General features: G+C 54.9%; 20 protein-coding genes. 13 read left to right on the forward strand and 7 right to left on the reverse strand.

Going from position 1 to position 20658, the window contains the following annotated elements; translation table 11 throughout:
* Positions 1-11: 11 nt before the first annotated feature.
* From F384_RS04940 to F384_RS04955, 4 genes are read right to left on the reverse strand one after another with little or no spacing between them, the layout of a single operon-like run.
* Positions 12-1319 carry an MFS transporter gene (locus F384_RS04940; RefSeq protein WP_046478879.1) on the reverse strand — a complete coding sequence of 436 codons (1308 nt, stop codon included), beginning with the start codon at positions 1317-1319 and terminating at the stop codon, positions 12-14.
* A 35-nt stretch (positions 1320-1354) separates the two neighbouring features.
* Complete coding sequence (locus F384_RS04945) at positions 1355-2344, reverse strand: 2-dehydro-3-deoxygalactonokinase (protein WP_046478880.1); 990 nt, start codon at positions 2342-2344, stop codon at positions 1355-1357.
* Between the two features lie 12 nt (positions 2345-2356).
* The gene (locus tag F384_RS04950; protein ID WP_046478881.1) at positions 2357-3367 is read right to left on the reverse strand and encodes a 2-dehydro-3-deoxygalactonokinase; all 1011 of its coding nucleotides are present in this window, start codon (positions 3365-3367) and stop codon (positions 2357-2359) included.
* Positions 3368-3384: 17 nt separating this feature from the next.
* Positions 3385-4542, reverse strand: a complete 1158-nt coding sequence (locus F384_RS04955) for an iron-containing alcohol dehydrogenase (RefSeq protein ID WP_080949876.1) — start codon at positions 4540-4542, stop codon at positions 3385-3387.
* A 212-nt stretch (positions 4543-4754) separates the two neighbouring features.
* On the opposite strand from F384_RS04955, the gene F384_RS04960 reads away from it, so the two are divergent.
* Positions 4755-5870, forward strand: coding sequence for an AI-2E family transporter (locus tag F384_RS04960; protein WP_046478884.1), 1116 nt, complete (start codon positions 4755-4757; stop codon positions 5868-5870).
* 43 nt (positions 5871-5913) lie between these two features.
* On the opposite strand, the gene F384_RS04965 is transcribed toward F384_RS04960, so the two are convergent.
* The 3 genes from F384_RS04965 to cbpA form a co-directional block, all read right to left on the reverse strand.
* Complete coding sequence (locus F384_RS04965) at positions 5914-6993, reverse strand: 4Fe-4S binding protein (protein ID WP_046478886.1); 1080 nt, start codon at positions 6991-6993, stop codon at positions 5914-5916.
* 117 nt (positions 6994-7110) lie between these two features.
* On the reverse strand, positions 7111-7416 hold the full coding sequence (gene cbpM / locus F384_RS04970) for a chaperone modulator CbpM (RefSeq protein WP_046478887.1): 306 nt from the start codon (positions 7414-7416) through the stop codon (positions 7111-7113).
* Positions 7416-8336, reverse strand: coding sequence for a curved DNA-binding protein (gene cbpA, locus F384_RS04975; protein ID WP_046478888.1), 921 nt, complete (start codon positions 8334-8336; stop codon positions 7416-7418). The genes cbpM and cbpA overlap by 1 nt, the downstream gene beginning before the upstream one ends.
* Before the next feature lie 181 nt (positions 8337-8517).
* Here cbpA and F384_RS28500 point away from each other — a divergent pair, with 181 nt between their 5' ends.
* The 12 genes from F384_RS28500 (at position 8518) to F384_RS05035 (ending at position 20609) form a co-directional block, all read left to right on the forward strand.
* Positions 8518-8880, forward strand: a complete 363-nt coding sequence (locus tag F384_RS28500) for a hypothetical protein (RefSeq protein WP_052746881.1) — start codon at positions 8518-8520, stop codon at positions 8878-8880.
* Positions 8881-8928: 48 nt separating this feature from the next.
* Positions 8929-10809 (forward strand): protein-disulfide reductase DsbD domain-containing protein, encoded by a 1881-nt coding sequence (locus F384_RS04985; RefSeq protein ID WP_046478890.1) that lies wholly within the window; start codon positions 8929-8931, stop codon positions 10807-10809.
* 51 nt (positions 10810-10860) lie between these two features.
* Positions 10861-11367 (forward strand): protein disulfide oxidoreductase, encoded by a 507-nt coding sequence (locus F384_RS04990; RefSeq protein WP_046478892.1) that lies wholly within the window; start codon positions 10861-10863, stop codon positions 11365-11367.
* 191 nt (positions 11368-11558) lie between these two features.
* Positions 11559-12311 carry an NADH:ubiquinone reductase (Na(+)-transporting) subunit C gene (gene nqrC, locus F384_RS04995; protein WP_046478893.1) on the forward strand — a complete coding sequence of 251 codons (753 nt, stop codon included), beginning with the start codon at positions 11559-11561 and terminating at the stop codon, positions 12309-12311.
* 263 nt (positions 12312-12574) lie between these two features.
* Positions 12575-14515, forward strand: coding sequence for an FTR1 family iron permease (locus F384_RS05000; protein WP_046497758.1), 1941 nt, complete (start codon positions 12575-12577; stop codon positions 14513-14515).
* Positions 14516-14544: 29 nt separating this feature from the next.
* The gene (locus F384_RS05005; protein ID WP_042319779.1) at positions 14545-15072 is read left to right on the forward strand and encodes an iron transporter; all 528 of its coding nucleotides are present in this window, start codon (positions 14545-14547) and stop codon (positions 15070-15072) included.
* Positions 15073-15138: 66 nt separating this feature from the next.
* Positions 15139-16518, forward strand: a complete 1380-nt coding sequence (locus F384_RS05010) for a Fe-S-containing protein (protein WP_046478896.1) — start codon at positions 15139-15141, stop codon at positions 16516-16518.
* A 2-nt stretch (positions 16519-16520) separates the two neighbouring features.
* Entirely contained in the window at positions 16521-17804 is a 1284-nt protein-coding gene (locus F384_RS05015; protein WP_046478898.1) for an ABC transporter permease, read from the forward strand.
* Positions 17794-18924, forward strand: coding sequence for an ABC transporter permease (locus F384_RS05020; protein ID WP_046478900.1), 1131 nt, complete (start codon positions 17794-17796; stop codon positions 18922-18924). Before F384_RS05015 ends, F384_RS05020 begins: the two co-directional genes overlap by 11 nt.
* A 4-nt stretch (positions 18925-18928) precedes the next feature.
* Positions 18929-19624, forward strand: coding sequence for an ABC transporter ATP-binding protein (locus tag F384_RS05025; protein ID WP_046478901.1), 696 nt, complete (start codon positions 18929-18931; stop codon positions 19622-19624).
* Entirely contained in the window at positions 19611-20096 is a 486-nt protein-coding gene (locus F384_RS05030) for a TlpA family protein disulfide reductase (protein WP_046478903.1), read from the forward strand. Before F384_RS05025 ends, F384_RS05030 begins: the two co-directional genes overlap by 14 nt.
* Positions 20097-20120: 24 nt before the next feature.
* Positions 20121-20609 (forward strand): hypothetical protein, encoded by a 489-nt coding sequence (locus F384_RS05035; RefSeq protein WP_046478904.1) that lies wholly within the window; start codon positions 20121-20123, stop codon positions 20607-20609.
* Positions 20610-20658: the final 49 nt, after the last annotated feature.

The following is a 20658-nucleotide window of genomic DNA, read 5'->3' on the forward strand; positions in this document are numbered from 1 at the left end:
CCCTGACGGTATTATTCTTCTACTTTTACCGGCTCTTTTACGATGAACCAGTAACAAAGTGCGGCACAGGCCGCGATGATGCCGCCACTGACGAAAGCCAGGGTGTAAGATCCGGTGATATCAGCAATCAAGCCGGTGGCCAGAGGGGAGAGCGATCCGGCAAAATAGCCGCCGAAGTTCTGGATACTGCCGACAGACGCCACCATGGATGACGGAGCGACGTCGCCCGGCAAAGCCCAACCGGTCGCTGAGAGTGCGGAAAGCAGCGCCATGGCAATCACCAGCAATGTTAATGTGGCAAACAAACCATCCACCATCGGTACGGCAATGACCGCAATACCCGCGAGTAACGCAGAGATACTGATGGTGGCACGTTTTGCTTTCAGTGAGTCGGTAAAGATATTTTTATCGATTAACCATTTGGAGATGTATCCACCCATAATGGCGCCGACAATACCGCCGAAATAAGGAATACTGGCATAGATCCCTAACTCTTTAAGCTGAATGTTCTGCGTTTTCATTAAATAGAGCGGCAGGAATGTCGTGAAGATATTCATCATCCATACATAGCAAAACCAGCCTAATATCATTCCCCAGATGCAACGGTATTTGAATAATCCACCCCAGCTAATTTTCTCTGACTCACTGGTCAGCTTTTCTGCGGTGCCACCGCCGCCTTCCTTGATATAATCCAGTTCTTCTTTGGTGATACTGGGGTGTTTTTCTGGCTGGTGGTAAGCAAAAATAAAGAAGACAACGAAGACCAGACCAATCGCACCGGCAATATAAAATAAAGAACGCCAGCCCAAAGGCACGATAATGGCCACCAGAATCGGCGGCGCAATAGCCGGACCCCATTTTGAGGCAGCATCCCAAAAGCCTGTTGCCAGCGCGCGCTCTTTTTTAGGGAACCAGGAGGCCGTAATTTTGGCGGCGCCAGGCCAGCAGGGTGCTTCAGTAATCCCCAAAATTCCGCGTGCGAAAATCAGGGTCATCATACTGCTGCATGCCCCTGTCAGCATGGTGGCGCCGCTCCATAACGCGACAGCCCAACCATAGACTTTCTTAGGACCAAAGCGGTCAACCAGAAAACCCGCAGGGAGTTGGCACAATGCGTAAATCAGCGCGAATACCGAACCCAGAAGGCCAATATCGGTATTGGACAGATTCAATTCCTTCATCATATCGGGCGCTGCAATGGATAAACTCGCGCGATCCAGATAGTTAATAATCCCGCCGATTAATAAGAGGAAAACAACAAACCATCTTTTACCGCCTCTTTTTTTCACTACGGCACTTTCTTTTACGGTCGTGTTCATAAATTAAACCTTTATTTTTGTAGGGTACAAAGGAGTTAAATAATGTTTTTCCGTTTCGCCAGTGCCAGTAACCCTTCTGCGGACAAGGATTTATTTTCCGGCGCGACGGTTATTTTTCCGCTAAACCACGGGTCATGATCGATTAAGGTGGCGAACGCGAATTTTAGAACCTCTTTACCGCATACCACGATGTGTGTATCCGACGGACAATCAAATGCCCGACTGTTTTTGACGGCCTGAAGATCATCTTGCAATACGGCACCAAGCAGTACGTTGGCTTTCTGGTTCAGCGTTAAGGACGCAAACATGTCCAGCACGCGAACCGAGAAACAGGTGCGGGAAAGGCCGGTTTGCAGACACTGGCTGGCCCCTTGTAATAACGAGGGCGTGTCGATGCTGGTCGCGAATTGATGTTGTAAAGAGCTGGCCAGGATCGTATGCCGGGTAATGACTTCCAGAAGCTCGCCACCCATAGTGGTTACACAGCCTTCAATGCGGTTTTGGGCATCAATTTTGACAAATTTGGAATGCGAACCCGGTAAGATGATCAGCGCGGGCCCACGGATATCAAGGCTACTGAGTACGCCAATCGCTTCCGTTTCTTCGCCGCGCATCATGTCCATCTGCTCGACGTTATCCAGTGAGACGGCGTCTTTATGATTACGTATGCCAGGTACAAACCAAATGGGTTCATCGGTAATGTCTGGCAGATGCGCGGACGTCATCCCTTCGGCCAGTTCTTTTAATCCGGCGGGGGCGATGAGATGGGGGATCTCAAATAAGCCCACGTTGGAAGTAATCATCCCGGCAGAAAGGTAAATCACCTTTGCGTCGCACGGGATGCCCGCTTTCTGCTTCACGTCCTGTATGGCGTCGCTGACTCCTTGCATCAACGTGGCCGTGCTGCCGGTAATGGCGGTGTCCCGGACGCCAGCGGCGCGCGCCGCTTCGGCGAGTAATGTTCCGTCCTGCCAGGCGCAGACGCGGGTATTCGTTGTTCCGGTATCGATGGTAATAATGGTCATGTTGTTTTCACCTTACTGCGGGTTATTTTGTATCGCGCGGGCGATGGCGCTCGCTCCGGTTATTGCCAGCATGTCGATACTTTCCGCATCGGAAATAATGTGGAAGCGCGCATTTCGTTCTGCATAATGTGAAAAGATATAGTGGTATAAGGTGCAGCGTGACGCATTCCCAATAAGATAGACGTCACCGTTCAGATTAAATCCCTGGTGTTGGGCATCTGACAGCAGTTTTAAATCGTCGCAGGCCATCGCACTTTCAAGAAATAATTTTCTCTGCGCCGCCGTGGTCGGTAAGGAAAATTGTAAGAAGCGCGTCATTAATACGGTACGCAGAAAACCGCTTTGCGAAATGGAACGGTACGCCGCATCAATGACCGTTTCATCGAAAACAGCGTCTTCGGCATTTTCTACGCTGGACGCAACGAATGTCTGTTTCAGAATAGCGGCATAAATTTGACCGCTGAGTGAGGTAATGCTGCCAGCAATTTCTCCTTTTTCGTTGATGGAGATGAGTTTGGTGGTTGAGCCCAGCTCAATCAGCGTACAGGGCAAAGTGGGTTGCCAGGCTAACAATACGCCCGCAGCCTGCGTTTCTTCGCCGCGCATGAGGTCGATACCACTCAGGTCGTCCCAGCGGGCCGTCGTTTTATTTTTTATCCCCGGAATCAGTATCACCGGGATATTCAGTGGTAGCAGGGCATTACCGGCGAAACGTACGGCATGTTTAGCCAGTTGCTCAATATCTGCTGGCGCTTCCCGGTGCGGTATTTCATAAAGCCCCAGATTAGAGGTAATCATTCCTGAGGCAATAATAAATTCAATTTCCTCCGTCGACAGTGAGTGCCGGTTAAGCAATTCTGTTATTGCGCAAGCCATCTCCGTTTTCAGAAATTCATTGCTGCCTTTGTCAATGGTGGAATTGACACCGACCTGGATAACAGATCTGTCTATGACACGAAGGTCGCCTGAATCCATAAGATACAATCGTGTTGCTGACGAGCCAGAGTCAATAATAATAAACATGGCTATTCCTTTATCGTTTAAAGGCTGCGGGTTAAAAGGTCGCGAAGCATGTTCGCATCAGGCACGCGTGGGTTATTGTTTAAAACCACGTTCATCGTGGTCAGCACGTTATTAATGATCCAGTCGAAATGCGCTTCCTTTACGCCAAGTTCAGTTAGCGTCGGGAGCATATCGATGCCTTTGAGGAAGTCGGTGACGGCGGCGACACTGCTTTGTGCCGCCTGTTCGGTGGTCATTCCCTGCGTATTAACGCCCATGGCCTGCGCGATGGCGGCAAACTTCTCTGGAGAGGCGGACCAGGTGTATTCAAGAAAGACAGGGTAGACCGCGGCAATCCCTTCTGCGTGCACCACATCCAGCAACCCGCCCATCGGATGTTGCAGTGCATGCGGTAATGTTGTTCCCGCACAGTCGATCGCCATTCCCGCGAGTGTGCTGGCCAGTGTCACCTTTTCCCAGGCATCAAGACAGCTTACGTCCTCGTAAACCCGTGGCAGGTTTTTTGCCAGCAGACGAATGGCCTGTAAGGAAAGCATCTCGCTGAATGGATTTGCGTTGCGCGAGATATAGGATTCCAGAGCATGGAAGAGTACGTCTGCGCCCGGTCCGGCGATAACGCGTTTAGGCAGGGTGAGCATCAGTTCGGGATCGATGATGGCGGCAACAGGGTAAATAAGTGGATTGACCAGTCCCTTTTTGTCATGCGTTTGCGGATTGGTGAATACAGCGGTACGGTTCGCTTCACTGCCGGTACCGGCAGTAGTGGGGATTAATATCACCGGCAACGCGTGCTGCGCCTGTTTTTTGCCAAACACATAATCCCAGATACTGCCTTCATTACAGGCGCAGAAGGCGATGCCTTTGGCCATGTCCATTGCGCTACCGCCACCGATGCCGATGACCAGATCGCAGCGTTCGTCTCGGGCCAGCGCCGCGCCTTCTTCAACCAGTGTCGAAAGCGGATTCTGCATAAAGCGATCGTAAATGGCACAGGCAATACCGGCGTCAGAAAGCGCCTGCTGCGCACGTTCGAGTTGACCTGTGTGTTTGGTGCTGTCAGACACCACCAGCAACACGTTACGCCCGTGCTTCGAGGCTATCTCACCTAACTGATTGAACTTCCCCGCGCCAAAATAAAACTTTACCGGATTGCTGAAATCGAATGCGCTCATCATTTCTCCATTTTGTTCGTATATGCGGACTGTGTTCGTGTATATGATTATGATTGATCTGTTTCTGCGCTAAATGCAATTCCTTTTGGTGAAACAATGAGCACTGTCACACTTTGAATGTGAAGCATCGGTAGACGGTTTTCTTTCTGTCGGCTTTGTAAAATCCGCAATCAGTCCTATAGTCCACTGAGTTTCTTTGCTTACAGGATCCTCTAATGCGTTTTAATGGACTGAATAAAGGTTTTTTCCTTTTTCTTCTCGCCATGGTGACATGGGCTTTCTTCGACGTGCTGTCGCCGTACTTTTCCGCCATCCTGTGGGCCGCGATTCTGACGGTTATCTTCTACCCGGTGAAAAATAAACTCCGGTCGGCATTGGGGGAGCGTAACGGAGTCGCGTCTCTGTTGACGCTGGGTATCATCTGCCTGATCGTGTTCATCCCGTTAATGCTGATCCTCTCCTCGCTCGCCGTTGAACTGAATGTGGTTTACAACAAGTTGCAGCATAGCGACGCTCAGTTCCCGGAAGTGGTGGCAAGCTTGTTTGCGCACATGCCGGAGTGGGCGCGTTCGTTTCTTGCCGATCACAACCTCGACAGCGCCGTCAACATTCAGCAGAAACTGTCTGATGTGGCGTTAAAGGGCGGGCAATATCTGGCCGGGAGCGCCTTCCTGATTGGTAAAGGTACCTTTGGTTTCGCAATCAGTTTCGGCATCATGCTCTACTTGCTTTTTTTCCTGCTCAAAGATGGACCGCATCTGGTTCGGCAAATCCTCGATTCGCTGCCGTTGTCGAATTTTGTTAAGCAGCATCTGTTTGCGAAGTTTGCTGCGGTTTCCCGGGCGACGGTGAAAGGCACTGTTGTGGTGGCGATCGTGCAGGGGACGTTAGGCGGGATTGCGTTTTACATTGTCGGTATTGATGGCAGCATCCTGTGGGGGGCATTGATGGCGTTCCTGTCGCTGATCCCCGCTGTGGGTTCCGCGATTATCTGGGTGCCCGCGGCCATCTATCTCTTTTCAACGCAGCAACTGTGGCAGGGCTTTTTCATCGTTGGCTTTTTCGTGGTGGTGGTGGGACTGGTGGATAACATTCTGCGCCCCATTCTGGTCGGCAAAGATACCAAAATGCCAGACTACCTGATTCTGATCACCACGGTGGGCGGAATGGAGATTTATGGCATCAATGGTTTCGTCATTGGTCCGCTCGTTGCCGCGCTGTTTATTGCCTGCTGGAACATTCTGTCCGGTCGGGAACACGAGGGAAATGCCGAAGAACTCGATAAAGATTTTATTGAGGATGGCATCAACGAGGACAAGACACCGGAGTGATCGTTAACAACCGGATGGCGGCGGATGCCCCATCCGGTTCCTGTTAATGTCCTATCATCCTGGCTTCAGGAATCAGACGGAAGTAAAGCTGCTCCGGCACCGGACTGTCCCAGACGCCCATCAGCATCGCGAACGCAATGATGGCAAACATAATGCCGAGTACCAGCAGCGTCATCGCCATTCCTGACAGCGTTCCCCGGCGCGTTTCTGTCTTTCCTGTGGGCGTGTGCAGAGAAAATGTCAGCGTCGAGGCGACCGGGCAGGATTCCACGCAGGTCATACAGCCGGTACATTCCACCGTTCGCACCTGAATAAGCTTATCCACCGGGATCCGCGACGGGCAGTTTTTGGCACATTTTCCGCAGTCGATGCAACTTTGCGCATTGCGGCGGATTTTGAACGGTGAGAGCAGGGAAAGCAGTCCGAGCAGGGCGCCATAAGGACACAGATAGCGACACCACGCGTTGCGAATGAACAGGCTTATCACCACCAGTAAGGCGACGCTCAGCAGCGTTAGCGTACCGATGTTGCGAAAGAAATCGAGCATCTTCACATCGATAATAATGCCGTAGGCCGACATCAGAAAAGATTGAATGCCCTGGGCCGGCATCGACAACGAAATGAAGAGAAAAAAAGCCAGCAGCAGATATTTCAGACCACGCAGAGGGATATCCAGCCAGCGAGGCAGCGTAAAGTTGCGACCAAATAAGGTCTTACCCACATCGGCGATGAGTTCAGACAGCGTACCAATCGGGCACAGCCACGAGCAGAATGATTTCTTGAGCAGCAGACTGACCAGCATAAACGCGACCAGCAGGAGCATGGCGGCGGCGTGAACAGGGGGGAGAATGCCGGTCTCCAGCGTGTAGCGCAGGTTCATCAGGCCCGCAATGGGTAGCCAGCCCTCAATGCCGCCAGGTCGGGGAACGTACAGACTGGACCCACCGGTTTCGTAATAACGCACCCAGTAGTAAAACGTCACGCCAATGTAAATATTGATTGCCAGCAGCAGCCACTGCGTGACTTTGCGCCAGGTGGAGGCATTACGCCAGTCATTCCACGGCAATTTGCCGCCCGTTGTTCCTGGGCGGCGTTGCCAGCGCGTTCTGCTTTTTTCGCTCATTGCCTTCTGACGTCCATAAAGTGGCATTTCTAATACCACTATCGTACGGCTATCCCTTTGAGCCAGCGTTGATTTATATCATCGCCTGATAAATGGGCAGCGTAAGCTGCCCTGAATTTATGGATGAGGTATGAATCGCGCGAGCCGTTGTCGCAGCAGGCGGTTTTCCTGGCGTAAACGGGTGTTATCTTCCAGTAGCGTGAGCGCTACGGCGATCCCCGGCCAGTCGAGCGCCAGTTCTTCACGTAGTCGCAGGGCGCGTTGCACCACGGTGGCCGCATGATCGTCAAACTGCCAGTTGTCCGCGGTTTCGGCATAGGGTTCGATGACGCCCAGACCCACGATCTCATGCAGATCGTCTTCCGTCACGCCGGTATGCAGGCAAAATTCGGTAACCGTAAAGGTGATGGTGACGTTAGCCATTATGCTTTCCCCCAATCTTTGCGCGGATCAAATCCTGACTGTGCCTCTGCCAGTTGCTGCCACAGCGCAGTGGCGCGTTCATCCGGTTTCGGCGGCATCACTATCTTCAACACGACATACAAATCACCGGTCTGTTTTTTGCTGACCAGACCTTTCCCTTTGATACGTAAACGTTGTCCGGCCTGGCTACCCGGGGGGATGGTGACCAGAATGCTCTCTTTCAGCGTAGGGACGGCAATTTTCGCGCCCAGCGCGGCTTCCCACGGGGCGAGCGGGACGACAATTTCCAGATCCTGATTAACGATATCAAACAGGGGATGCGGCGCGATGTGGATAACCAGCCACAAATCGCCGTTCGGTCCGCCGTTTTCACCCGGCGTCCCCTGGCCTTTCAGGCGAATGCGTTGACCGTTGCCGACGCCCGCCGGGATCTTCACGTTCAGGGTTTTCGGGATTTCTCGCTCAATCATGCCAAACGCATTGTAGACCGGCAGGTTATAGCTGATGGTTCGGCTGTGTTCAGTGAGCGTTTCTTCAAGAAAAACCGCCACTTCAATTTCAATATCATGTCCCCGGCTGGCATGACGCTGGCGCGACTGACGCGCGTGCTGACCAAAAATAGAGGAGAAGATGTCGTCGAAGTCTTCGGCGTTGTAGCTCTGGCCTTCGCCCTGTTGGAACTGACGGCTGAACTGTGGGTCATTGCGGTGTTGCCAGAGCTGATCGTATTCGGCGCGTCGCTGTTCATCGCTCAGCACTTCCCAGGCTTCGGCAACCTCTTTAAAGCGGGCTTCGGCATCGGATTCTTTGCTGACATCGGGATGATATTTGCGGGCCAGTCGGCGGTAAGCGGTCTTGATAGTCTTGAGATCGTCCGTCGGCTTCACGCCCATGATGGCGTAATAATCCTTTAATTCCATAGCGTTCTCTCGGGTTAATCAATACAGGCTGAAGGGAGCCCTGAAAAGGTGTCACCAGTAAGTGTAGGGTAATCCTGTCGCGGGCGAATGCCAACCCGCGAGACAACATAACTTTACAGCCCAGAGGTTGCGTAAAACCCGTCAGCCGCTAAGATAACTCGCGTCAATGAATGAGGGTGTAATGGCGAAACGTCAACGGATGGGATGGTGGTTTCTCTGCCTGGCATGTGTCGTGGTGATAGTCTGTACCGCGCAGCGCATGGTGGGCCTGCACGCGTTGCAGATGCAGACAACCACTATCATGGCGACGTCATCGCCGACGCCCGCGACGGATGAGTCATCATCCGCGACGCCCTGCGAGCTCAGTGCGAAATCGCTGTTGACTGCGCCGCCGGTCGTTTTTGAGGGGGCGATTCTCGCACTCTGTTTACTCCTCGCCTTGTTAACTCCGTTCAGGACGGTTCGCGTACCGTTCTTCCCGCAGCGCGTCATTTCCCCTCCCGGACTCCGGGTGCATCTCCGATTCTGCGTTTTCCGCGAATGACAGAGCGGCTGTTTTATACCGTTTGCTAATCATTCATGGAGAAAAATTATGATTTATGCCTCCAGGCAGGGACTGATCTGCCTGTTATTACTCTGGTTGCCTGCGTCATGGGCAGTAGAGAGCGGCTGGCTGCGCTCCCCGGAGAACGACCACGCCAGCGTGCGATTGCGTGCCGATCGGTCAGCGCAGGGGGAAACCCGTCTGCTGATCGACGTTAAACTGGAAAACGGCTGGAAAACGTACTGGCGCTCGCCGGGGGAAGGCGGCGTTGCGCCTGCCATCGCCTGGAAAGGAAAGATGCCGGCCGTGGACTGGTTCTGGCCGACGCCGGCCCGTTTTGATGTCGCCGGTATCACCACTCAGGGCTATCACCAGCAGGTCACGTTTGTGCTGGCCGTCCGGGGTGCTGCTCCCGACCACCTTGCTGGCGTGCTAACGCTCTCCACCTGTAGCAACGTGTGTCTGTTAACCGACTATCCGTTCTCGCTCACGGCGTCTTCGCAGGACGCCGGGTTTGCGCATGACTATGCTCAGGCGATGGGGCGCGTGCCCCTGGCGCAAGGTCTGACGCAAATGCTGAGCGCCAGTGCGCGCGACGGCGAGTTGGTTATCGAGGCGCAGCGCCACGGTGGCTGGATCTCGCCAGCATTATTCCTTGATAGCGTAGAGGATGCGGATTTCGCCAGACCGCATATTCGGGTCGACGGCGACAAACTTCGTGCGACGGTACCGGTTCGCGATAGCTGGGGGGAGGGGGCGCCGAATCTGCGCGGTAAATCGCTCACGCTGGTGCTGGCAGATGACGGCGTGGCACAAGAAAGCCGACTTACCGTTGGCGAGGCGCCGGAGGTCGATCATGCCGGACTACCGCTCTGGCAGGTGGTTCTTATGGCGCTGGCGGGCGGAATGATCCTCAATCTGATGCCCTGCGTATTGCCGGTGCTGGGGATGAAACTGGGGTCAATACTGCTCGTCGAGGAGAAAAACCGCCAGCAGATACGACGCCAGTTCCTCGCCTCGGTGGGCGGTATTCTGCTCTCCTTCATGGCGCTGGCGTTGCTGATGACCATACTACGACTGAGCAATCAGGCGCTGGGCTGGGGGATCCAGTTCCAGAATCCGTGGTTTATCGGCGCGATGGCGCTGGTGATGCTGGTTTTCAGCGCCAGTCTGTTCGGGCTGTTTGAGTTTCGGCTGCCGTCATCAATGACCACCCGACTGGCAACTTACGGCGGCAACGGCCTGGCGGGGCATTTCTGGCAGGGCGCATTTGCCACGCTGCTGGCAACACCGTGTAGCGCGCCGTTTCTCGGCACGGCAGTGGCGGTGGCGTTGACGGCATCGCTGCCCGTGCTCTGGGGGCTTTTCTTCGCGCTCGGCGTCGGGATGAGCCTGCCGTGGTTGCTGGTCGCGCTGCGTCCGGGTCTGGCGCTCCGGCTGCCGAGGCCGGGACGCTGGATGAACGGGCTGCGACGCCTGCTCGGCCTGATGATGCTTGGTTCGGCTCTCTGGTTGGCAACGCTGCTCCTGCCGCATCTGGGTTTTACCTCCCAGAGCGCGGCGAAGGAGAGCGTCCACTGGCAACCGCTCAGCGAGCAGGCGATTACCGATGCGCTCGCGCAGCATAAGCGCGTGTTCATTGACGTGACCGCCGACTGGTGCCTTACCTGCAAGGTCAATAAATACAACGTCCTGAACACCGAAGCGGTGCAGGCGGCGCTACAGCAGCCGGATGTGGTAGCCCTGCGTGGCGACTGGACGCTACCGTCCGATGACATCACGGCGTTTCTGACATCCCGCGGTCAGGTTGCCGTACCGTATAACCAAATTTATGGCCCCGGCTTACCGAAAGGTCAGGCGCTGCCGACGTTATTAACGCGCGACGGTCTGTTAGAAACACTGACTGAAGCGAAAGGAGAAAGGCCATGAATTCCCAGAGCAGCGCGTTCAACGTCGTCAAAGAAAAACGGGTGGTAGAGAATGGTCAGTAAGTTGCGACGCTGGCTGCGTGAAGGTCTGATTTTTCTGATCCTGCTGGCGGGAGGGATGCTGCTGATGGACGCCTGGCGTGCGCCGCAGGCGCCGACTGCTTTCGACAGCATGCCGCTTTATACGCTGGAGGGAGATCGGGTGACGCTGGCGGCATTGAGCGAGGAAGAGCCGCTACTCATCTATTTCTGGGCCACCTGGTGCGGCGTCTGCCGCTATACCACACCGGACGTTGCCCGCTTGCAGGCACAAGGGAAAAACGTGCTGACCATCGCGCTGCGTTCAGGAGATGAGCAGACGCTCAGGCGCTGGCTGGCGCGCAAAGAACTCTCCTTTCCCGTGGTCAACGATGCCAGTGGTGCACTTTCCCGCCGTTGGGATATTAGCGTTACTCCCACGCTGGTCGTGGTGTCGAAAGGGCAGGTCGTTTCAACCACCAGTGGCTGGACCAGCTACTGGGGGATGCTCCTGCGGCTATGGTGGGCGAAAATCAGTTGAATAACGAACCGGGGAAACCCGGTTTTTTTGCCATAAAATAGCAGTAAAAACACGCGCTTCAGATATTTAAGGCGAAAATTAAACCGTCGTGACTTTATATTCTCTCTGTTTTTATCATTGCAAATCGGTATAAGTGATGGCATATCTTGTGGCGATATAACGATGTTAATGCTTACAGGGATTATAAAGAAATGCGAAAGGGTAAAGTTATTGTTGCATCGATGATGGTGCTTTGTGTCCTTATTTTTCTGATTGCGATTGCCTGGTTTGTGTTGTTTCAAGGGGAAATGACGGAACCGACGGCAGAGGAAAAAAATGCGGCTGTTTTACAGGCGGCGGGCTTACTTAAAGCGGATTCGCAGGATAAAAAATCGAGAGAGAACCTGTACCAGCGTTCGATTATCGTGCGGACGGTGAATCTGGATTCCGGCGAATGGGTGACGGACAAAACGGCCGCCCAGGGATGTAAAAAACTCGCGCCGGAGCATGACCCTGCACAGATTCGCCAGCGTTGTACGCGGGCAGAAGTTTACCTCGTAAAAGATAAGTATAATAAGATTCAGCAGGTTATCATTCCTGTTGCGGGTAAAGGGGCGAAATCGATGATGCACGCGTTTCTCTCTTTAGGGCTGGATGGTCGTACGGTGAACAATCTGTATTATTATCAGCAGCGAGAGACGCCATTTCTGGGGGCCAGAGTGAAAGATGAAAACTGGCGTCAACAATGGCCGGGGAAAAAAGTGGCGGATGACAATGGAACACCGGCGCTGAAAATAGTGCAGGAGAAATCAGGCAAGAATGATGAATATACCGTTGATGGTATTTCCGGTGCGACGCTGACGTCAACGGGCGTTGAGAAAAGTATTAACTACTGGATCAGTGAGCAGGGCTATGGCCCATTTTTACAGCGGTTAAAACAGGATCCAGAGATGTTGAATCGCTAAGTGATGTGCGCCTGTAGGTAATTTTATTTAAGTTGGCTGGCGCAGCATTATTAATTTCTTGCGGATTTACGTAACGCAGGGATTCAATTCCTGACGATGGGGCGGTGTATTACCCGCCGTCAGAACCCTTCCTCCATCACATATCAATGAAATAAATTTACATAACTTGTCACCCGTTGACATTTTTATGATCCAGGTCATGTACAACACCAGTAAAAATCGATAATGATAATAATTATCATTTGTGTTATTTGGTGCGTATCGTGCGTAAGTTTTGCCTCTCATTGCTGGTGACTCTCTTCAGTCTGTTCATAAGCGTTGGCGTATGGGCCGCGACAAACTATGCGCCGTTTATTGAGGATATTGAGCAACGCCTTGATAAAACGGCAGAACTTTATTCACAGCAGCAAACCGATGACGCGCGACGCACGGTGCAAATGGCCTACTTCGAGGTGTTCGAAAACCTCGAAGGCCCAATCCGCATCAACATTTCCGCCAGCAAAAGTTACGAGATGGAGAGCGCCTTCGGTGAAATCCGCCGGATGATTGGCGAGAAAAAACCGCTTGCTGAAGTGCAGTCGAAGATCGACTGGCTGAAAGCTTCGCTACGTGAGGTTGAACCGGTGCTGGACGGCGGACACCGACTGGTGGCGGAAGAGCAGCACAGTGCGCTCACCCGAACGGATATCGCCGTTCACTGGCAGGAGAGCTTTCGCATTATCGACGATCTGCTGGCCCAGGCGGTGAACGATTACCAGTCCGGGAACTACGCCACGGCCAGTCAACACGTTCAGCAGGCGCACTATCAGGGATTTAAAAACTCTGAGATGGAAATGTCGGTCAGGCAGAATCGCTCGGCCAAAGATGCCGCCGCCATCAACCAACAGTTTTCCGCGCTGATTGCTCTTGCCGCCCAGCCGGATCGCCTCAACGACGTCTCTTATCAGGTCACCACGTTGTTACAGGATATCGAGGATATTCTGCCGGGCCTGCCGACAACCCGCGACGATCAACAGATTGCCGCCCCGCAAACTGCGGACAACGGTCCGGCGGTGGAGGCGGAGAACTCCCGCACAAACTGGAGTGAAGTGGCGGATGGCATCAATCAGAGCATCCAGGACGCCATTGCACGGTATCAACGCGGCGAGGCGCAGAATGCCATTCTGGATGTTCAGGACAGCTATTTCGACCGCTTCGAAGCCAGCGGCATGGAAAACAAAATCGGCTCCCGTGATTCGGCGTTTAAAACCACGCTGGAGGCCTATTTCACCCGTCTGGTCAGTCTGATGAAGGCCGGTCAACCGGTGGAAAGACTTCAGTCGGAAGCCAGCGCGCTCGGGCAGGATCTGCAAAAAGCGGTGACGATGCTCGGTGAAGGGGAGGAGACACAGTGGAGCCTGCTGCTCTATAGCCTGATGATCATCGTCCGTGAAGGGCTGGAAGCCCTGCTGATCGTGGCGGCAATTGTCGCCTACATGGTGAAAAACAACCATCAGGATAAGCTGCCGCTGATTCGTCAGTCGGTGATCGTCGCACTGGTTGTCAGCGTGATAACCGCCGTGATTTTCCAGTTGCTGTTTACCAACTCAGGTGCCAGTCGGGAACTGCTGGAAGGCATCACAATGCTGATTGCGGTCGTGATGCTCTTCTTCATGAGCTACTGGCTGCTGTCGAAAGTGGAAGCCCGACACTGGAAGGCGTGGCTTGAAGGCAAACTGTCGCACTCGCTGTCGAAAGGGTCGCTGGTGGGATTGTGGCTGACCAGTTTCCTCGCGGTCTATCGCGAAGGTGCCGAAACGGTTCTGTTCTACTACGCCCTGATCGGCGATGCCAACGATGTCGCCGGACACATGGCAATCGGCGCGGGCTTTGTCATTGGCTGCGTTGTGCTACTGGCGGCGTGGCTGATTATGCGTTACTCGGTAGTGCGTCTGCCGCTGAAACCCTTCTTTATGTTTACCGGCAGTTTCATGTACCTGATGGCCTTCGTGTTTGCGGGCAAGGGCGTCCTGGAACTGGTGGAAGGCAAACTGTTCCAGCCAACGTTGATTAACGGCTTCCCGGAAATTAGCTGGCTGGGGATTTATCCCTATGTGGAAACGCTGTTGCCGCAGGCGGTATTACTGCTCGCTGCGCTGGTCGCGCTGTGGGTAATGCGGCGAAAAAGCGCCGTTCCCGGGGAAACAATAAAAAACACTCTGTAGTTGTGATTTTAGACGAGAGGATATGTCTGATGACCATGAAGAAAACCCTGATTGCCAGCGCAGTGATGGCCGGAATTTTCACCGCACCGGCAGCGTTCGCCTTTAAAGAGTACCCGGCGGGCGAGCCTGTCGTGATGAATGAAATGGAACTGGCCGCCGTTTACCTGCAGCCGATCGACATGGAGCCGCGTGGCATGGGCTTACCGGCAGCGAAAGCCGATATTCACCTTGAAGCGGATATTCACGCGGTCGAAGGCAGTAAAAACGGCTTTGGCGCAGGTGAGTGGATCCCGTATCTGACGATCAGCTATACCCTGGTCAACAGCGATACCGGTGAAAAACAGGAAGGGACGTTTATGCCGATGGTCGCCAGCGATGGCCCTCACTACGGCGCGAACGTCAAGATGATGGGCGTGGGCAACTACAAAGTGACTTACCACATTGAGCCGCCGTCAAAAGCGGGTATGCACCGTCACACCGACAGTGACACCGGCGTCGGTCGCTGGTGGAAACCGTTTGATGTGAGCTACGAATTTAAATACGTCGGTCTGAACTAAGAAAACCGATGCGCCGGGATGAATGCTCATCCCGGCTGAGTCAATCCGCTGTTCTGAGTCGATGTCATGAGTTACTTTTTCGTCACCACGCTACAGGTCTTTTTCTGCATCGCGCTGCTCTCCGGTGTTCTCTGGAGTCGAAACGATCCTCCCTCACTGCGCCCGTTAGGCTGGACGTTGCTCATTGGTCTGGTGACCGGTGTGCTGACAGGACTGACGCTCCGCGGTTCACAACCGGTACAGCTGTTACTGGTGGGAACGGAAGTGATGGTCACGCTGCTGTTTGTGCTCAGCTTCTGGTGGGTGGGCAACCGCGTGCGCTATCTCTGGCAGGGCATCCTGGTTTTTGGCGCGGCGCGTCACTGGGCGCTCGACCCGAATCTCGGTGGCTTAACCAGCACACATGTCCTGAATACTGAACTGCTGCTGAATCTGACGGCAGTGGTCCTCGCCTTCGCGATCCTCAGCCTGGCGGGCGTGCTTTGCGCCATGCTGCTGCGCCGTATCCGCGTGTTGTTCTGGCCGTTCACCCTGATTCTGTTAGTGATGCTGTGGCTGCCGTTAAGCGGCAATCTGCTGTTGCTGCTGATGAAACTGCAGGTACTGCCGCTGGCAAAATCGCTGCTGAGCTTTGTGGCGAAAGTCACCAATAACGCCCCGGCCTATAACTGGATGGCGGCGGGATTACTGTTGCTTCTGGCGCTGTGCTGGCTGCCGTCGCTACTGAACGCCCACCGGCGAACGCGTGCAACAGAAGAGCCGATTGCCCATCGCCTGGCGCTGGCGCAGCGGCGTAATGCGTTACGGCTTTGGCTGGTTACCCTCGGCTGTGCCGCCGTGGTGATTGCCGGGCAGTGGTGGTGGGACAACGTCGCGTCTCAGCCGCCGCAGCTTTCGCAAGCGATCCCGGTGACGCTCAACAGCGATGGCAGTGTCCATCTGCCGGTTGAACAGCTCCGTGACGGTAAGCTGCATCGCTTTGTCTGGGTGGCTGACGATGGTAAAGCCGTCCGCTTTTTCATCATCAACCGTTATCCCGACAAACTGCGCTTTGGCGTGGTGTTCGACGCCTGTCTGCTGTGCGGCGACCAGGGCTATGTGATGGAAGGCAATCAGGTGATTTGCGTTGCCTGCGGGGTACACATCTTTATCCCTTCCATTGGCAAACCCGGAGGCTGCAACCCGGTGCCGATTGAAAACTGGCGCAACGATGAAAAAGAGCTGGTGATCCCCGGTAAAGAACTGGCCGCTGGCGTGAACTATTTCTCGACGGTGATGACCATTCAGGTGACCGATCCGGTTGACGGCTCAACGCTGACCAATACGGCGGCGGACTTCAAATACAGCTACGGCGGTAAAACCTGGTTCTTCTCATCCGAAGCGAACTATGACCGCTTTCGCAAGACGCCGGAACAGTTTGTCCCTGCTGAACTGAGGGAGGAGTAACGATGCTGTGGCGAATGTTACGACAATCCTGGGGACGCAACCTGCGACGCAAAGGGCTGGCGATTATCACCGTGTTTCTGGCGGCCAGCCTTATCTCGGCGCTGCTGGCGGTGTCTATCGACATCGGCGACAAAATGTCCAGGGAACTCAAATCCTATGGCGCGAACATCCTGATTGAGCCTGCCGGACAGGCGGCATTACCGGCACTGTTCAGCGAAAGCAGCAATCCGCTCTCGGGGCAGGATTTCCTTGATGAAGCCGAATTGCCGAATATCAAAGATATTTTCTGGCGCAATAACATTGTTGGTTTTGCGCCAATGCTGGGTGGTGAGGTCACCGTTAGCGGTAACGCGGTGCGCATTCTGGGAACCTTCTTCAGTCAACCGGTCGATATTCCGGATGAAGAGGGGTACGAAACCGGGCAGAAAACGGTCAGTCCGTTCTGGCAGGTGACCGGCGACTGGCCGCAGGAAGGCGAGAACCGTACGCCGCAAACGCTGGTGGGGCATGCGCTGGCGCGACAAACCGGATGGAAAGTGGGCGATACGCTGGTATTAAACAATGCGGATACGACCGTCAGCGTGACGGTGAGCGGGATCCTCTCCAGCGGCGGCGAGGAAGACAGCCAACTGGTGATGCCCCTCGCGACCGCGCAGACGCTGCTGGGGTTGCCCGGCAAGGTGCAGGCCATCCGCGTTTCGGCGCTGACGGTACCGGAGAATGAACTTTCGCGCCGCGCACGGGAAAATCTGGATGCACTCAATGCGGAGGAATATGACCTCTGGTACTGCACCGCTTATGTGTCTTCTATTGCCCACCAACTGGAAGAGGCGATCTCCGGGGCAGAGGTTCGTCCGGTCTGGCAGGTTGCCGCGTCTGAAGGGGTGGTTATCGATAAAATTCAGTTGCTGATGGCGGTGGTGACGATTGCCGCGCTGGCGGCGTCGGCAATGGGGATCGCGTCGCTGATGACCAGCACCATTATGGAACGCGCGAAAGAGATTGGCCTGATGAAGGCACTCGGCGCACGCCAGTGGCAGATCATGCTGCTGTTTTACCTCGAAGCCGCCTCCAGCGGACTGGCGGGTGGAGCGCTGGGATGCGTAGCCGGATGGGGGCTGGCGAAAGCGATTGGCGTGATGCTGTTCGACGCCCCGCTCGATTTCGCCTGGATTGTGGTGCCGTGCGTACTTGTCGTTGCGGTGCTGATTGCCCTGATCGGCACCTGGTTCCCGGCGCGGCGCATTGCGCGACTGTATCCCGTGGAGGTGTTGTATGGCCGCTAAACAGACAATGCTCTGGTTGCTGGTATGGCGGGCGCTGCGTCTGCGCTTTCAGCGGGTCAGCGTGGTTTTTGCCGCGCTGATGGTGGGGGCGACCATCGTGACGGCGCTGAGCGCGGTATGGTTCGACATCAATACCAAAATGAGTGAAGAGCTGCGCACCTTTGGCGCCAATTTCTACATCGGGCCGGGGCACGGCGCGAGTATGCCGCAGCAGGCGCTACAGACGATTCTGGATGAGGCGCCGCCGGGGTTGGTTCACGGCGCCAGTCCGTGGCTGTACGGCATGGCGCGTACCGAACTGGAAAAAGTGGTGATTGTTGGCGTCTGGTTCGAATCGCTGCAAAAACTGGTGCCGTACTGGCAGGTGCAGGGCAGCTGGATTGGCGTCAGCTTTGACGATCGCAACGCGATGATTGGCGTTAAGCTTGCGGAGCGCCTCAACGTTCAGCCCGGCGATAACGTCACGCTGGTCGATCATAACCAGCGCAAAAATCTACAGATAAAAGGCATTGTTGAAGCGGGTGATGCCACGGACAACATGCTGATCGTCAGTCTCGACGTGGCGCAGGCCTGGCTGCATCAGCCGGGAAAAATCAGCCACGGCCTGTTGAGCGTGAGTAACGATGTCGGCCAGGTCGATCGCTACGCCAGTCGCCTGCAAAGCCAGTATCCGGAGCTGGAAATTCGCCCAGTGCGTAAGGTATCCGCCTCCGAAGGGCAGGTGCTGGACAAGATAAAAGGGCTGATGGGACTGGTATCGCTGGTGATACTGGCGCTCTCTTCCCTGTGCGTGAATACCACCCTGATGGCGATAGTGGGCGAACGCGCCCGTGAGTTCGCCCTGCAAAAAGCGCTGGGCGCCAGCAATGGCGATATCGTGCGACAAATCTTGCTGGAAACCTGCATTATCGCCCTCGCTGCCGTGGTGTGCGGCTGGCTGCTGGGGTATTTGCTGGCGCAGTTGTTGGGGCTGACGGTATTCAACGCGACGATCTCGCTGCGTCTGCCGGTGCTGCCTGGCACCCTGGCGTTGTCTTTACTGGTCGCCATTCTGGCGGCGATTGTTCCGGTTCGGCGTGCGGTCAGCGTCGAACCCGCTAAAGTGCTGAAAGGAGAGTAGCGCCATGTCCGTGACGCAAATTCCACAGGTGGCGATTGAAACACGTCATCTTTATAAACGGTTCGGCGACGTTACCGCCCTGGATGATATTAACCTGCGGATTATGCAAGGGGAGTTCGTTGCCATTATGGGCGCTTCCGGTTCCGGGAAAACGACGCTAATGAACATTCTCACCTGTCTGGACACCGCAACGGAAGGTCAGGTGTTCCTTGACGGCACGGACGCCGCGGCGCTGGACGAAGAGGGGCGGCGCCGTTTTCGCGCCGAGAAGATTGGTCTGGTATTCCAGCAATTCCACCTCATTCCCTTTTTAACCGCGCTGGAAAATATCATGCTGGCGCAGCATTACCATAGCGTGGTGGACGAGGCGGCGGCCAGAAACGTGCTGGAACAGGTCGGACTCGGGCATCGCGTGACCCATTTGCCAAGCCAGCTTTCCGGTGGGGAACAGCAGCGTGTCTGTATTGCCAGGGCGCTGGTGAATGAACCGCCGGTCATTTTTGCGGATGAACCGACGGGCAACCTCGATGAAGAGAATGAACAGCGGGTGTTGGATTTGCTTACCGATTTACATCGCCAGGGGCGCACGATCGTGATGGTGACGCATAACCCGGCGCTTGGGCAGTTTGCCGATCGTATTTTACGTCTGCAACACGGGAAATATCAGGGAGAGGAGGCGATGCAACATGCGCTGGCTTAACGTTTTCATTCTCTCACTGGCGGTGTTGCTCAGTGGCTGCAAAGAGGAAAAACTGGCGGTGGGCGAAACGGCCCCGGCGCTGGCGGCCTTCGATTTACAGGGCAAGGAATCCGGGCTGGATCGCTGGCAGGGGAAATCAGTCTACCTGAACTTCTGGTCAGCGGGCTGCGGCGGCTGTCTGGCGGAGATGGATTCTCTGGAAACGCTTAGCCAGAAATGGGGCGATAGCGTGGTAGTGGTGGCGGTGAATACCGATCCGGGAACGGTCAGCCTGGATGCGCTACTGGCGAAGCATCAGGTGTCGTATCCGGTCCTTCGCGACCAGATGAAGATAACCCAGGAAAGGTATCAGGTTATCGGTACGCCAACCTCAGTCCTGATTGACCCACAGGGCCGGGTGCTGGAATGGCATCAGGGAATGCGTAAACCGGCAGAGTTAGCCGCCACGTTCGCCCGTCTCGCGGCGCGATAAGTTTTCGCTGGAGGGATTCCGCTGATGGCATTTATCTGGAACGACGAGAGTCTGGCTCTCCTGCGTGACAACGCGGGTGTGCTTTCGACGCAACACATTGCGCAGATGTTGGGTACCAATGTGACCGCAGTGCGCAATATGGCTTACCGGCTGAAGCTCAGCTTGCGCGTGTCGGCGTATAACCAGAAGAGACTTCAACAGGTACAGGCGCTGTATGAATCCGATGAACCGCTGACCATGAAGGCGATTGCCGCGCGGACCGGGCTTACGTTCAGCACGGTGCAGTATATCGTCTATGTCAAACTGAAACATAAGCCCTACGCCACCCGCGAGTTTATCGCTTTCGAAACGCAGGATGCGGTGCATTACCGCGTGCAAAAAGAATTTGTCGATACCGAACGTACGTTGCTCCAACAACCGGCGGATAAGACCCGTTTTCAGGAATTGTATCTCAAAGACGGGACGGCCTACTGCGCGCGTAACATCCGCCATGAGGTGATTATCTCTGAATAGCCTGAAGCCATATTTCGCTGGCTGACGAAGCAAGCGCTATCGCGAGCAC

The organism is Citrobacter amalonaticus Y19, from assembly GCF_000981805.1.
GTDB lineage: Bacteria > Pseudomonadota > Gammaproteobacteria > Enterobacterales > Enterobacteriaceae > Citrobacter_A > Citrobacter_A amalonaticus_C.

Excerpts from the sequence above, each read along its gene's own strand:
- F384_RS04940 (WP_046478879.1), bottom strand. The coding sequence starts at position 1,319 with ATGAACACGACCGTAAAAGAAAGTGCCGTAGTGAAAAAAAGAGGCGGT.
- F384_RS04945 (WP_046478880.1), bottom strand. The coding sequence starts at position 2,344 with ATGACCATTATTACCATCGATACCGGAACAACGAATACCCGCGTCTGC.
- F384_RS04950 (WP_046478881.1), bottom strand. The coding sequence starts at position 3,367 with ATGTTTATTATTATTGACTCTGGCTCGTCAGCAACACGATTGTATCTT.
- F384_RS04955 (WP_080949876.1), bottom strand. The coding sequence starts at position 4,542 with ATGATGAGCGCATTCGATTTCAGCAATCCGGTAAAGTTTTATTTTGGC.
- F384_RS04960 (WP_046478884.1), top strand. The coding sequence starts at position 4,755 with ATGCGTTTTAATGGACTGAATAAAGGTTTTTTCCTTTTTCTTCTCGCC.
- F384_RS04965 (WP_046478886.1), bottom strand. The coding sequence starts at position 6,993 with ATGAGCGAAAAAAGCAGAACGCGCTGGCAACGCCGCCCAGGAACAACG.
- cbpM (WP_046478887.1), bottom strand. The coding sequence starts at position 7,416 with ATGGCTAACGTCACCATCACCTTTACGGTTACCGAATTTTGCCTGCAT.
- cbpA (WP_046478888.1), bottom strand. The coding sequence starts at position 8,336 with ATGGAATTAAAGGATTATTACGCCATCATGGGCGTGAAGCCGACGGAC.
- F384_RS28500 (WP_052746881.1), top strand. The coding sequence starts at position 8,518 with ATGGCGAAACGTCAACGGATGGGATGGTGGTTTCTCTGCCTGGCATGT.
- F384_RS04985 (WP_046478890.1), top strand. The coding sequence starts at position 8,929 with ATGATTTATGCCTCCAGGCAGGGACTGATCTGCCTGTTATTACTCTGG.
- F384_RS04990 (WP_046478892.1), top strand. The coding sequence starts at position 10,861 with ATGGTCAGTAAGTTGCGACGCTGGCTGCGTGAAGGTCTGATTTTTCTG.
- nqrC (WP_046478893.1), top strand. The coding sequence starts at position 11,559 with ATGCGAAAGGGTAAAGTTATTGTTGCATCGATGATGGTGCTTTGTGTC.
- F384_RS05005 (WP_042319779.1), top strand. The coding sequence starts at position 14,545 with ATGACCATGAAGAAAACCCTGATTGCCAGCGCAGTGATGGCCGGAATT.
- F384_RS05010 (WP_046478896.1), top strand. The coding sequence starts at position 15,139 with ATGAGTTACTTTTTCGTCACCACGCTACAGGTCTTTTTCTGCATCGCG.
- F384_RS05015 (WP_046478898.1), top strand. The coding sequence starts at position 16,521 with ATGCTGTGGCGAATGTTACGACAATCCTGGGGACGCAACCTGCGACGC.
- F384_RS05020 (WP_046478900.1), top strand. The coding sequence starts at position 17,794 with ATGGCCGCTAAACAGACAATGCTCTGGTTGCTGGTATGGCGGGCGCTG.
- F384_RS05025 (WP_046478901.1), top strand. The coding sequence starts at position 18,929 with ATGTCCGTGACGCAAATTCCACAGGTGGCGATTGAAACACGTCATCTT.
- F384_RS05030 (WP_046478903.1), top strand. The coding sequence starts at position 19,611 with ATGCGCTGGCTTAACGTTTTCATTCTCTCACTGGCGGTGTTGCTCAGT.
- F384_RS05035 (WP_046478904.1), top strand. The coding sequence starts at position 20,121 with ATGGCATTTATCTGGAACGACGAGAGTCTGGCTCTCCTGCGTGACAAC.